Annotated in this window: 11 protein-coding genes; 10 read left to right on the top strand and 1 reads right to left on the bottom strand. The window is 38.0% G+C overall.

Annotation, left to right across the window (positions count from 1 at the left end; all coding sequences use genetic code 11):
- The coding region (locus LEP1GSC199_RS21520) for a helix-turn-helix domain-containing protein (RefSeq protein WP_002989594.1) at nucleotides 1-143 on the bottom strand (143 nt) is incomplete at its 3' end.
- Between the two features lie 38 nt (nucleotides 144-181).
- Between LEP1GSC199_RS21520 and LEP1GSC199_RS18720 the strand changes: the two genes are divergently transcribed.
- From LEP1GSC199_RS18720 to LEP1GSC199_RS18680, 10 genes are all read left to right on the top strand, one after another.
- Nucleotides 182-916 carry a TolC family protein gene (locus LEP1GSC199_RS18720; protein WP_002989602.1) on the top strand — a complete coding sequence of 245 codons (735 nt, stop codon included), beginning with the start codon at nucleotides 182-184 and terminating at the stop codon, nucleotides 914-916.
- Complete coding sequence (locus tag LEP1GSC199_RS18715; protein WP_039927393.1) at nucleotides 906-1904, top strand: efflux RND transporter periplasmic adaptor subunit; 999 nt, start codon at nucleotides 906-908, stop codon at nucleotides 1902-1904. The genes LEP1GSC199_RS18720 and LEP1GSC199_RS18715 overlap by 11 nt, the downstream gene beginning before the upstream one ends.
- Nucleotides 1885-5061 (top strand): efflux RND transporter permease subunit, encoded by a 3177-nt coding sequence (locus tag LEP1GSC199_RS18710; protein WP_002989434.1) that lies wholly within the window; start codon nucleotides 1885-1887, stop codon nucleotides 5059-5061. The genes LEP1GSC199_RS18715 and LEP1GSC199_RS18710 overlap by 20 nt, the downstream gene beginning before the upstream one ends.
- Nucleotides 5062-5220: 159 nt before the next feature.
- Nucleotides 5221-7179: a PAS domain-containing hybrid sensor histidine kinase/response regulator gene (locus LEP1GSC199_RS18705; protein WP_002989177.1), complete on the top strand. Its 1959-nt coding sequence runs from the start codon at nucleotides 5221-5223 to the stop codon at nucleotides 7177-7179.
- A gap of 50 nt (nucleotides 7180-7229) precedes the next feature.
- Nucleotides 7230-8258: an Nramp family divalent metal transporter gene (locus tag LEP1GSC199_RS18700; protein WP_002989423.1), complete on the top strand. Its 1029-nt coding sequence runs from the start codon at nucleotides 7230-7232 to the stop codon at nucleotides 8256-8258.
- A gap of 7 nt (nucleotides 8259-8265) precedes the next feature.
- Nucleotides 8266-8466: a hypothetical protein gene (locus tag LEP1GSC199_RS21955; RefSeq protein WP_002989279.1), complete on the top strand. Its 201-nt coding sequence runs from the start codon at nucleotides 8266-8268 to the stop codon at nucleotides 8464-8466.
- The gene (locus LEP1GSC199_RS18695) at nucleotides 8403-9845 is read left to right on the top strand and encodes a Na+/H+ antiporter NhaC family protein (protein ID WP_232420843.1); all 1443 of its coding nucleotides are present in this window, start codon (nucleotides 8403-8405) and stop codon (nucleotides 9843-9845) included. Before LEP1GSC199_RS21955 ends, LEP1GSC199_RS18695 begins: the two co-directional genes overlap by 64 nt.
- 94 nt (nucleotides 9846-9939) lie before the next feature.
- Entirely contained in the window at nucleotides 9940-10758 is an 819-nt protein-coding gene (locus LEP1GSC199_RS18690) for a hypothetical protein (protein ID WP_002989199.1), read from the top strand.
- A gap of 63 nt (nucleotides 10759-10821) precedes the next feature.
- Complete coding sequence (locus tag LEP1GSC199_RS18685) at nucleotides 10822-11163, top strand: STAS domain-containing protein (protein WP_002989181.1); 342 nt, start codon at nucleotides 10822-10824, stop codon at nucleotides 11161-11163.
- 21 nt (nucleotides 11164-11184) lie between these two features.
- Complete coding sequence (locus LEP1GSC199_RS18680; protein ID WP_002989484.1) at nucleotides 11185-14217, top strand: LIC_11026 family protein; 3033 nt, start codon at nucleotides 11185-11187, stop codon at nucleotides 14215-14217.
- Nucleotide 14218: the final 1 nt, after the last annotated feature.

Genomic DNA, 14218 nt, shown 5'->3' with positions numbered 1-14218 from the left:
TCATAATTCTTTAGATATTTATAGCCAGTCTTTCTCGATATATTAAAGTCTCGGCAAAGATCGGCAAAACACCACTGACCACTTTTAACAGCTGCTATGAACTTGATTCTTTCTTCTATCACTTTGGTTTCCTTCCAAGGCATCGGATTGTCCTCCGATACACAATGTAGGTGTTACCCATGTGAGTTGTCTCTTTTGTTACCTATCTGACCTCCTCATACCTTTTTTGATTTCGGAAGAAGAAATTTTAAAATATCTAAAAGGAAAAGAGGATGAGTTTATAAAAAGTTACTCTGATGAATTGATTCGGAATTCACCTTACTTTAAATATGCGGAAGTGAATGCAGAGAAAGCGGAAGCAGAGGCCAAAAAAGAAGAATTGTTACACTACCCTGAAACAGAAGTCTTCATAAGTTACATGCAAAGGAGGAGAAAACCTTTTTTGTTGGATAGTGGGCCACTGAATGTTTCGGTTATGGACAATCCTGAGTTTTCCGGTGATTTATGGAGTGCTGGAATTACACTACGAATTCCCGTTTGGTCCCTAGGAAAATCAGCTGATTTGAATCGAGCCAATTTACTCAAAGTGCAACGGATGCAGTTGGAGAAAAGAAAACAAACTCATTTGTTGGAAACTGAACTGAAAACTTCGATCCAAACTTGGATGGGTAACAAACAGAGAGTAGAAAATTTTCAATCCTCCTTACTCCCCACACTGAGTAGGAGTATCACCACTTCCACTTCGGCTTATACAAAAGGTGATATTAGTTTGGCCGACACCTATCAGTTCTTAAACGAGTCCATCGAAATGAAAGCCACATTTCATGAAGTGAATTTAAATCGTTGGTTATCTCTCTTAAAAATGCTCGAGATCACTAATAGTATATTACCGGAGGAAGATTCTTATGAAAAATAAAATCGTAAAATTTATTATTTTGGTGTTCGTTGTTTTTGGGTTATCGTGTGCAGATAAGGGTGTGGTAACAGGAGATATATACACTTGTCCGATGCATCCACAAATTGAAATGGATCATGAAGGGGAGTGTCCTATTTGTGGGATGACCTTGGTAAAAAAAGAACCGATGATTCCTTCCGAAAAAACGAATGGTAAACTCAATAGAGAAACTCCTGAATCGTTTTCACTTTCAGAAGATAAACAAAGGTTAATCGGTATAGAAACGAGCACAGTCGCTAAAGGGGATATTGTCAAAAATAGTTCCTTTAGTGGGAAGGTCGGTTATGATCCGGATTTGTATTCCACTTACAGTGAATATCGATCTCTTTCGGGTAGTATTGGGCCGGAAGCTTTCATTCGGAAAAGTGCGAGATTAAAAATAACAAAATTGGGTTTGAGTGAATCACAAATTCAATATTTGAATCGGAAGTCCGAAGATATCCTTCTTACCGGAAGATCAAAAAATCAAGTTTTGATTTTTGTACAAGTGTATGAGGGAGAGATCAATCAGATCGTGAATGGAACACCAATGGAGGTTAAGGCAGATTCGATTCCTAATTTTTCGTTTCAAGGAAGAGTGGTTGCTTCTGGAAATTTAGTAGATGAAACCACAAGAACCCTTTCTGTTTGGTGCGAAGTGACAGATCCAGCCAATCGATTAAAACCGCAGATGTATGTACAATCCTCTGCAAAAATAGAAAAGAAAAATGTCCTTCGTATCCCAAGAGAAGCGGTGTTTCCTACAGGGAAACGAGAGATTGTTTATGTAAAACAATCGGAAAACCGTTTTGGTCCGAGAAGTATTCAAACTGGATTTGTTTCTACGGAATGGATTGAGGTATTGGAGGGATTGGTGGAGGGAGAGGAGATTGTATCAAAGGCAAATTTTTTATTAGATTCGGAAGCAAAATTAAAGTTAGGTGGGATTCATGATACGCACAATCATTAAATTTTCAGCAGAAAATAAATATTTAATCCTTTTTGTCACAGTAATCCTTCTCTTTGTATCTTACTTTTCTGTTAAGAATATAACAATGGATGCTTTACCTGATATGTCGGATACCCAGGTAATCATTTATTCGAAATGGGATCGCAGTCCTGATATCATTGAAGACCAAGTGACCTATCCTATTGTTACCTCACTACTCGGGGCACCCAAGGTGAAATCGGTTCGTGGGTTTTCTGATTTTGGATATTCGTTTGTGTATGTTATCTTCGAAGATGGAACGGATTTATATTGGGCCAGATCGAGAGTGAATGAATTTTTATCTCAACTACAAAGTAATCTTCCTAAAGATGTAACTTTGAATCTTGGACCAGATGCAACAGGTGTTGGTTGGATCTTTCAATACTTCCTTGTTGATGAAACAGGGAAAATGGATTTATCTGAACTAAGATCGTTACAAGATTTTAAATTAAAGTATCTGTTTACTTCAGTTCCTGGTGTTTCTGAAGTTGCGAGCATTGGTGGTTTTCGGAAACAATACCAAATACAAATTGATCCTTTGAAATTACAAATGTATGGAATTGATATGGATACGGTGATTGATCGTGTCCGTGAGTCGAATGATGAAGTTGGTGCCCGCCTTTTAGAAATTGGTGGAGCCGAATTTATGATTCGAGTGAAGGGTTATGCAAAATCGATTGAAGATCTAGAAAGGGTATCCATAGGCTCAGACCGAAATGGTACTCCCATTTTTTTATATAATATAGCAAAAGTTATCACAGGTCCCAATTTACGACGGGGAGTTGGTGATTACAATGGTTTGGGAGATAAAGTCTCTGGAATTGTTGTTATGCGGCACGGAGAAAATGCATTACGTGTCATCGAAGATGTGAAACTAAAAATGGAATCTATTCAGTCTTCTTTGCCTGATGGAGTCAAAATCATTCCTGTATACGACAGATCAATTTTGATCAACAAAACGATTCGACTTTTAAAAGAGAAACTCTTAGAGGAAATGATTGTTGTTTCCATCATCATCCTTATTTTTCTTTGGCATATTCCCTCTGCCATTGTTCCCATCTTAACTATACCCATTGCCGTACTTTTGTCCTTTATTCCGATGTATCTTGCGGATATCGGTTCTAACTTGATGTCGCTTGCTGGAATTGCTTTGTCGATTGGCGTTCTTGTAGATGGGGCCATTGTGGAAGTAGAAAATGCATATAAAAAATTGGAAGAGTGGGAATCGGGAGGAAGGATTGGAGATTTTCATGCAGTAAGACTGGAAGCTCTTTTGGAAGTCGGACCTTCTGTATTTTTTTCTCTACTCATCATCGCTGTTGCATTTTTACCAATATTTACTTTGGTGGATCAAGAGGGGCGACTATTTCGGCCGCTTGCTTTGTCTAAGAACCTAACAATGGCTATTGCAGCTATCCTTGCCATCACCTTAGATCCGGCTTTTCGAATGATGTTTACAAGAATGGATCCGGTTGTAGGATTTACTCCTTCCATAAATAAAATTCTTACTTCTGTTTTTGTTGGTAAATACTTACCGGAAGAAAAACATCCAATCAGTAAACGACTCTTTCGTCTCTATGAACCGGTAGTAAAAAAAGTTTTAGAATATCCTCGTCGTACGGTTTTTGCTGCCTTTGTTCTAGTCGTTCTGACTTTGCCGTTTTTTTTAAAAATTGGAACGGAGTTTTTACCTCCTTTAAATGAAGGAAGTATACTTTATATGCCAACAACTCTTCCAGGATTGTCCATTGGAGAGGCGGAAAAGATTTTAAACCTAATGGATGCTAAACTAAAAGAATTTCCGGAAGTTGAGTCAGTGTATGGAAAAGCGGGTCGTGCAGATTCATCCACAGACCCTTCCCCTCTTTCTATGTTTGAAGTCATCATCAATTTAAAACCTGAGTCGGAGTGGCGAGAGGGAATGACGAAAGATAAGTTATTAGAAGAGATGAACCTTTCTTTAGATTTCCCAGGGTTTACCAATGCTTGGACACAGCCCATTCGAGCAAGAATCGATATGCTTTCGACAGGAATCCGAACTCCCATTGGAATTAAGGTGCAAGGTGAGAACAGCGAGGAAATACAGAAAATCGGCATAACCATAGAAGAAACTTTAAAAAAGGAAACAGGCGTGCGATCGGTTTTTGCAGAAAGGACTTCTAGTGGATATTATTTAGACATTAACATCAAAAGAGAGTTAGCTGCCAAATATGGATTAACGATTGAAGGAATCCAAAAAACAATACTTTCTGCTTTGGGAGGGGAAACAATTTCCACATCCATCGAAAAGAGAGAAAGGTATTCCATTCAGATCCGGTATCCAAGAGAGTATCGTGATAATTTAGAACGGATTATGAAAGTTTTGATTCCGATTCGTGGCGGTGCTCATATCCCATTAAGTTCTGTGGCAACTGTGGAATTTGTAACGGGAGCCGCCATGATCCGAGACGAAAATGGATTTCTGACTGGATATGTTTATTTGGATACTACTGAGACGGATCTACTGGGATTTGTATCGAGGATGCAGAATATTGTGGAGTCGAATGTAAAAATTCCGAAAGGAGTTTTTTTGGAATGGAGTGGCCAATATGAGAATATAATACGCGTTAGAAATCGAATGAAAATTGTTTTGCCGATCACTCTCGTATTAATATGCCTTCTTCTTTATTGGAGTACAGGGTCACTTATGAAAGCAATGATTGTCCTAACAGCAGTTCCTTTTTCTTTAATCGGTGCTATCTGGCTTATTTATTTTTTAGGATACCAAGTCTCTATTGCAGTTTGGGTCGGGATGATTGCGCTTTTAGGATTGGATGCCGAAACGGGTGTTTTTATGTTAATGTATTTGGATCTGTCCTATGAAAAACATCGAAAGGAAAACGAAGTGATGACAATCCCTATTTTGAAACAAGCAATCATGGAAGGTGCTGTACAGAGAATTCGCCCCAAAATGATGACAGTGATGTCTGGATTTATTGGGTTATTGCCCATTATGTGGGCAACCGGATCCGGAGCAGATTTAATGAAACGAATTGCAGCACCTATGGTTGGTGGTCTTGGTACAAGCTTTGTAATGGAGTTAGCTGTTTATCCCGCCATATATTTGCTCTGGAAACGAAAAACTAGTACATCAAAATAATCTAATATTTTTCTGGTATTTTATTTCCAGAAAATAAGTAGATTCACTAATATCGAAAATGGAGCCATAAAAAGTGTGTAGGCGAAAACTTATAGTCTTGATCTGTGGATCGGTATTCGCTTGCACTTTTTTTTGTAACCGTTTTAGTTTCAGGAAATAATGCAAAATTTGATTCCGAGTGAAGTTTACTCTTCTCTTATTCTACAATACTTATATGATGCGGTAATCGTTACTGATCTAGAATTCCGAATCACTAGTTGGAATTTAGCGGCGGAACGTATATATGGATTCACTGCCGAGGAAGTAATCGACCAGTCCGCAATTTCCATTTTAAAAACGGAGCAGGAAAATTCCACAAGGGACGATCGTTTATCAGAACTTCAAACTAAAGGGATTTGGCAGGGAGAAGTATTTCAATACAATAAGGAATCCCAAAAGTTAAAAATTCGATCAGCAGTAAGTCTTCTAAAAGACAAATCTGGAAAAACCATCGGAGTCATTGCGATCAATCGTGATATTACAGAAGAAAATAAAATTAAAGAAGAACTTACTGATAGCGAAGAACGTTTTCGGATGAGTTTTGATAATGCGGGGGTCGGAGTTTGTATTTTAGACTTGGATGGAAGGTTTATTCGAGTTAATAAAAAACTAGAATCTATGTTAGGTTATAGCGGGGTTGAGCTCATTGGAAAAAGAACAAACGAGTTCGCTTATGAAGAAGATAAAATACTTTTTGATTCGTTTCGAGAGTCGGCACTCAGTGGTTCGAAAGAAAATATGATATATGAGAAACGTTTTTTCTCAAAAGATAAAAGTATTCTATGGGTTGAAATATCCAATACCTTGGTCAAGGATAGAAGTGGTAGTCCTTCATATTTTGTAGTCCACATGAATGATATTACTGGTCGCAAAAGTGCTGAGTTTCATTTGCTCAATGCGATAAAAGAAGCCGAAAGAGCCAACCAGGCCAAATCAGAATTTGTTGCCAATATGAGTCATGAAATTCGAACTCCACTAAATGGGGTAATTGGTTTTAATGAATTGTTATTAACTACAAATTTAGATTCTGACCAAAGGGAATACGTGCGAAATGCCATCAGTAGTGCCCATGGCCTTCTTGGTATTATTAATGATGTTTTGGATATTTCTAAAATCGAAGCCGGTAAACTAGTGTTAAATGAAGTCACTTCCAATTTGAAACAGATCATAGATGACTCGTTAGGTGTTTTGAAGTGGAAGGCGAACGAAAAAGGAATTGAACTCAGACTTGAAGAGGGGCCTGGAATACCAGAAATTATTTTAGTAGATGCAACTAGGCTTCGCCAAATTCTCATCAACCTACTGGGGAATGCGGTTAAGTTCACAGAAGTTGGCGGAGTTTTATTGAAGGTAAATGCATCCGGCTCTACCCATCAAAAAACTAAACTAGAATTTATTATCAAAGATACTGGAATTGGAATCGCAGAAAAACATAAATCGCATTTATTCCAATCCTTTTGGCAAGGGGAATCCAATTCCACGAGAAGGTATGGCGGTACTGGCCTTGGACTTAGGATCACCAAATCATTGTTAGATTTAATGGGAGGAGAAATAGTTGTCGAATCCGAAGCAGGTGTTGGGTCAGAGTTTGGATTTGTAATCGAATGTAGTTCTGTTAGTGATCATTCCAATCAAGTTTTACAAGGCGAAGACGAAATCCAAAAAGAAGTGATGCTAAACTTCAACCAATCTGCTTTAACTAAGATATCACCCAAAATTTTGGTCGTGGAAGATAACGAAATGAACCGTGAGCTTCTAAAACGGATGATCCAAAAATACATTCCCAAAGCTAAAATCAAAGAAGCTGTGGATGGGTTGGAGGGGGTTCGGTTTTTTCGGGAATCGAAACCTGATTTAGTTTTTATGGATGTTCAAATGCCCAATATGGATGGTTTGGAAGCAGCAACCGAGATTCGTAAACAACCATCGGGCGCTCAGGTTCCTATCATAGCCCTCACGGCGGGTGCTTTGTATGAAGAGCGCAAAAAATGTTTCGATGTAGGAATGGATCAATTTTTGACCAAACCGATCGATATTTTAGCCCTCAATCAAATTCTATTTCGTTATTTGAATCGATAATCTTTCGAATAGAGTAGCAAAAACTTTCTAATGACTACATTTTGTCCAAAATGAGACGATTTCCTTTTTTAGCTTATCTTGGTCCTGGGCTTTTGTATGCCGGTGCCGCCGTAGGTGTTTCTCATCTTGTGCAATCGACGCGTGCAGGAGCTGTCTATGGTTATGGACTCCTCTTTGTTGTGTTATTTGCCAATTTGATCAAATATCCATTTTTTGTTGTGGGAACCAGATACACAATCATTACCGGTAAATCATTGTTAGATGGCTACGAGGCACTGGGTCGTTTGCCTGTGTGGATATTTTTCTTTATATCGATTGGTACGATGTGTATCATTGTAGCCACTGTCACACTTGTCACTTCAGGATTATTCTCCAATCTCCTTGGAATTACCATGGAACCATGGTTACTTTGTGCGATCATTTTGGTATTTTGTTTTCTTTTACTGGCAATTGGTAAGTTTGCAGCCCTCGACGGGCTTATGAAGTGGATCGTAGTTTTGTTAACCGTCTCTACAATTGTTGCGATGATCCTTTCTTTTTATGCAGCCATTCCCAAATTAGAAACCGAAGGAAAATCTTTTTCCATTTCCAACTTGGGTGATGTTGCATTTCTCATTGCCCTTATGGGTTGGATGCCTATCCCAATTGAAGCTGCCGTTTGGCAATCGGATTGGACTCTTGCCAAAAAAACTCCCGATGGGAAACTTCCGCCAATGAAATATGCCATGATCGATTTTAACATCGGTTATATTGGAACCACTCTTTTAGCAGTCTGTTTTTTGGCGTTAGGATCTAATATGATGTACAATACCGGAGCTGAGTTTTCGTCGCAAGCGGTTAGTTTTGCCTCTGAACTAGTTAAGTTGTACACTTCTGCCATTGGATCTTGGTCATATCCCATCATTCTCATTGCCGCATTTTTTACCATGTTCTCAACAACTCTTACCTGTTTTGATGCTTATCCAAGAGTAGTATCCAATGCCAGTCGTCGTTTGTTCAAACCTCTCGAAAAAATTCCTACAGAAAAACTTTATTGTTATTGTTGGTGTAGGTTCGATTCTCATTTTACTTTTTTTTAGAACCAATATGAAGAGTTTGGTAGATTTTGCCACTACTGTTTCCTTTTTAAATGCACCAGTTCTTGCTCTCATTCACCATTTGATTTTATTTGGAAAAGAAATTCCCAAAGAACAAAGGCCAAAACCTTGGATGAATTTACTTTCATGGTTTGGTATTTTATTTCTTTTTGGATTTTCGATTTATTATATCAATATTACATTTCTTTAAAGTATGGAGAGAGAAAAAACGCACTCTATTTTTTTCTCTCTTTCTCCACTTTTATACTTAATCTTATCCATACTTTTTTTCGTTTTGTTTGGGTGATCCCATACCCTCATCCAGTGGCTTTGTTTGTAGCTGGTTTCCTCTCTTTTTTACAACGAAGGAATCGAAAATTTGTATTTCTGAAATCATCCTTTCGTAAAAATTTTCTCTCTGTTTTACCAGCGATGGAAATCCTATTTTTTGTAGGAATGCTTATTGCTTCTTGGGCTTATTCGGGAGTCCTTTTGGCAATGATTCAAACAGGAATTTTATTTTTGCAGCCGGATTATTTTTTACCTTCTTTGGCGATTGTCGCTGCTATCGCCGCTATGGTTTCTGGTTCTTCTTGGACCACCGCAGGAACTCTCGGTGTGGCCCTTATGGGTGTTGCCGAAGTAATTTCTTTTCCGCAAACGATGGCAGCCGGCGCTATCGTGAGTGGGTGTTACTTTGGGGATAAACTCTCTCCGCTTTCCGATACAACCAATTTAGCATCTAGTTTAACACATGTTCCTATATGGACTCATATCAGACATATGTTAAAGACAACTTGTATTAGCTTCGGAGTTGCCATCTTTGGGTTTTACGTCTTAAATATGTTTGTTTGGGATTCTAAACAAATCGCAGATTTATCTTTACAATCTGGAAGTTTTTTATCTGGTGCAAATCATCGAATTTCGTGGATGAAATTCATTCCTGTGGTTTTGGTATTTGGATCATCTATATTTAAATTACATATCAGGTTATCGTTGTTACTCGGGATTGTTTCAGCCATTGGATTTAGTTTTAGTGAATTAGGATTTCAACTTTCTATTGGAAAGACTTTGGTTTACGGGTTTGAATCCCATTCAAGCAATGAAGTGTTGGATCGTTTTCTAAGTGGAGGAGGAGTGATTGCGATTTTACCTACGGAAATTCTTATTCTCGCCGCTGTTTGGTTTGGTGCCGTAGTCGAAGGATATGGATATTTAAACGAAATTTTAATCCATATTAAAAATTGGGCCAAGGACAGGTGGGATATTTTACTTTCCACAATGGGAACTTCTTTTCTTTTAAATTTGATAACGGCAGACCAGTACCTATCATTAGTAATTCCAGCGCGGGCATTCCGTAGTCTTGCAGAAGAAAAAGGAATTCCTGAGAAAGATATCTCTCGTTCTTTAGAAGACTCAGGCACAATTTCATCTCCACTCATTCCTTGGAATAGTTGTGGAGCTTTTATGTCTACGTCTCTTGGTGTTTCAGTATTATCCTTTTTTCCATTTGTCTTCTTTAATTTATTTCATATCATCTTATCCGTATCACTCTTACTGATTGCAAAAAATAAATCTAAAAGTTCATAGTTGAACAAACCAAGTTCATAGAATGGAAAATCTGATCTGACTATAATCGATAATAGAGTTTCTTTTCTTTTCGGATGAAATATAAATTCCATCCATGTTACCAAAAATATTAGATGAAAAAATTCTACCTCTCATTGAAGAAGCTCGCTCCAAAAATGATCCAAATATAGTAAAAGAACATTTACCCATCTGGATGGTGGATCGTTTGGCTAAAAAAAGAAAAATTACCGATGATGAAAGTTGTGAGATGGTGGTAACTATTTTGGAAGTTTTTTCGAAGATGTGGGCTCTTAGTCTAAATTACCATATAACTAATGTTCTTGGGTTTTTTGTCACCTATGCCTTTAATCAGTATCGGAATCGGTTTCGCCGAACAGAGATTTCTGAGTCCGGCGAACTTTATTTGCAATTGTGGAACTACGACCAACCAGCAAACGAGGAGGTCCCTACTGAACTTTGGGAAGAGATAAATCCAGTGAAAGCAGAGTTGGAAAAACTACCAACGCTAACTGCTTTGGTTTTGTCCTTACAGTTTGATTTACCTATGAAGCAGAATTTAAACCAACTCCTTCTTTGGAAGTTACGTGAGACCAATCACGATGTGGAAGGATTCTTTCGAGACTGGGAAGAAAAACGTTTTCGCCAACGCCAATTGTTATCTCGGCTTTCGGGTATGATCACTCGGTATACAAGAAAACTTTATGAGGCCACCGATCCGAATCGGCGGAAATGGTATCTCAAACAAAAGAAAATCTGGATTTTGCGAAGGTCAAGAGCCACTGATCGAAGTTTTTTTTCAGAACGTGAGATCGCAAAACTCTTAGGTATTTCCAGAAAGGCAGTTCGCAACCATTTGTCACAGGGAAAACATGAACTTCGTAGAGTCGGCAAAGATTTATTGCACTATGCATAAAAATTTGCTTTACATTCGGCAAAATCGAAGGATTTTAATGGCAACACCACCTTCCGAAGGGTTATGAAAATCAAAGTTACTAGTAAAAACGACGTGCACATCATTAAAATTGAAGGTGCCATCAAAGCCGGAAATGAGTTCGAGCTATCTGAAAAGATTGAACAGTACATCAAAAAAGGCCAAGTCCCTAAATTTATTATTGATTTGAAAAAGGTTCCCTTCATCAACTCAGCTGGTTTAGGAACATTTCTCAATATATATAAACATATTGATGGCCTGAATGGTAGACTTGTATTTGCGAACTTAAATTCCGATATCGAGAACCTAATGGAAATCACAAAACTTTCTAGCGTTTTCGAGATATATAAAACTCTAGAAGAGGCTGAAGACTCCTTCGAATATTAATCGCTCGAGGCGATTCTGCTAATGAATCCAATCCTGAAGGTAAGTTTAGGAGTCGCCAAAACAAAAACCTTTCGCGGACTCCTAGTCCTTTTCCTACTTTATAAATCTGTCTTCAATGCCTTCACCGCAGACCTGCTAGTTCCCAAATTAGTATCTCATTTTACTATGGGAAGAATGGAGGGAAACTTTGGTTGTTTCTCTCTTTTTTTTGGGATTGAGGTGAATGACTTTCGACTGTATCCAGGGTTTCCTTTCGAAAAGGTTCCTTTGGCAGAAGCAAAACAGATTCGTCTTCGTTACAACCTTCCTCTCCTAATTTTCGGAAAAATTAAAATTTCCGAAATTGGACTCCAAAATGCTAAGATTCAAATCGAAGAACGTTCGGGTCAGTGGAACTTTGCTTCGTTATTGAAGAAGTCCGAAACTCCTATACCAGAACCAATCCCAGAGCCAAAACCACCACTTACGGAAATCAAAACCTATCTTCCGTTACAGGCCAGTGCTTATATCAACTTGGATGCGGTCGAGTTTCAATTAAAACGTGATGCGGGTTCATTGCATTTTTTTTCCATCCAAGATCTCTCTTTACAAACGGAACTGGAGACCAACCGGTTCACATCCATCCCTTTTGATTTTTCTGCTGTCAATCAGATCGATCATGTCCTTCTTTCTCTCAATACATCCAAACCAATTCCATTAGATTTAGATTCAAAGGAATTACGATGGAAACAAACTATTCCTATGTCTTTGCGATTTGAATGGGACCGAACTGTTTCTCCAGAGATGTTTTTGTTTACCACGGATATTGGAAAGGATGATATCCTACTTGAAGTAAGAGAAAAACCTGCCCAACTCGGATTACGTCTGTTATCTGATATCCATTATGACAATCAATTGGATCAAGTTAGTATCAACCAATTAGACCTTAGAGTATTAGGTCAATCTTGGCTGAGTTTAGCTGGTTCCATTCAAGATGTTTCGAAAGATACATCCAAGGTTGCGATTGTTGTAGGAAAGTCTAATATGCAGTTAACTTCATTTCAAAGGTCAATCGACCAACTTCATGGAATTGTTCCAGAAATGAAGTTATCGGGAGACCTCTCGCTCGAAGGAACGGGTGTAAGCGGAGATTGGAAAAATGCAAATGCAAATTTAAAATTAAAGGCTTCGCAGTTGTATTTAAAGATGGGGAAATCAAAAGCCCATTCCCTTCCTTCTGCTTTCTTGGACATCTCTTCTCATTTAAATTTTGCGGATATTAAACCCTTAACTGCGGGAAAGCCATTTCCCTACGTAAAATCTCTCCAAATTTTCCCTTCCCATATAAATTATAATGGGTCTTCGTTATCTTTATTCGGTGAGTATCTAGAATCTAAGGGGTTGGATATTCATTTAAACGTCGATAAGCTCCAGTTAGGTGAATATGTCTCAGGACTTGGTGGAAAGTTACAGATGGAGCTCGGGGTATTTGGTGAATCATTTGCAACATTGTCCCTCCATACGAAGGCAAAAATTGATGGGTTCCGATATCAATTGGATCGTTCCAGGTCACCCTCCTCTTTATTAGGCTTGGATCTAAACGCAGTTTTGTTATTTGATCGTCCCTTTGGACTTTCTGAAGTCAAAATTTCGAATCTGAAACTAGATCAAAAGACAATTACTGGAAATAAAGCATTAGAATTAGATTTGAAAGGAAATGTGATACCAGGGTCAAACCTTGTGGCCAATGTACAACCGTTAGGTTTAAGTGTTTATACTCCCAATCTATTACTTGTGTTTCCTTTAGTATTAAAAGAAAAAATTTCTCCAATCCAGAATCTTCTTGGGAACCATCCAAGATTAAAATTGAATGCTCGTTATGCTGCTTCAGGGAATACAAAAAAAATTAAGGCAGAGGTGAATGCCGAATTACCTGGTTTGGAAATGAAAGATCTAAAAATATCAGCAGATCTATCGTTGTCCGGAGCTGATACAAATGAAATTGTAATCAAAACTCTAAAAATGAATGCATTTGGTGGAATATTCAACTTAGCAATTAACGGTCAGTTGAATAAAAATGGAAAACCAAAACCACCGTTAGGTCCTTATTTTGGAAATTTGGATCTAACATTTGGTTTGCTATCTGCAACTAAACAGTATTTGGCCAAGGGACTTAGTTTTCAAGGTGACTTGGGTTTAAACTTATCAATTCGTGATTATGATATCAATGGTGAATTCCATTCAAAAGTTCCCGTAATATCATATAACAACCAGAAATGCCCCGGAGAACATTGCCAGGCGTATCTTTTGGAGGAAGTCATTGCAAAAATTCCCATCCAACACAACTTAGCGCGAGCAAGTGAAGATAGTTTGATAGTTGGTGATAAATCTATTTTCATAAAAAACTATGGCCGCAATAACCCTCCCAACCTAACCATTGGTCAAGTTCTTGGAACTCATCCTAATATACCCAATCTACCTTTTGAATATGTAAAACGACAAAAAGACACTCCAGGTCTTACCGCATTTATCGAATATAAAGAAAATTATGCGAACATTGAATCCTTACGATCTTATTCTTTGGATGGATTGGTTTTGGGGAAAAACATGATTTTCAATTTAGGAAATTTGGATCCTAAATCTATGGAGTTTCGTGGCAACTTTCTCATCCGAGATATTGACTTAAAACAACTAATGGCTCCAAAAGTCAGAGATAAAATTGATGATGGAAAATTAAAGGCGGATCTGAATATTTCGGTCCGAGATTTGAGTGAACCTGTCGCCAATTTGGATCTGTTTTTTTCGATCTTTCAGATTGGCCGTGATTTTGGTAAAAGTGCCTTGAATGTAATTTCTCCCCAAAATTTCCTTATTGATCGCATAACAGATAGTTATTCGATTAACAAAATAGACGTTTCTTTATCCAAGGGACTAGTTTATGCAGATGTATATTTTAACCGATCATTATTGTCTTTGTTGATTAACTTAGAAGATGGTAAAATTTCTCAACAACGAATGCCACTTGCAAATTTTTTGAAACGTGCGCAAAGCGAAATCCAAACATACCAAGAGTGAG

The organism is Leptospira vanthielii serovar Holland str. Waz Holland = ATCC 700522, assembly GCF_000332455.1.
Lineage (GTDB): Bacteria > Spirochaetota > Leptospiria > Leptospirales > Leptospiraceae > Leptospira_A > Leptospira_A vanthielii.
The sequence above is the reverse complement of the archived record's forward strand: the minus strand, read 5'-3'. Positions and strand labels throughout refer to the sequence as shown.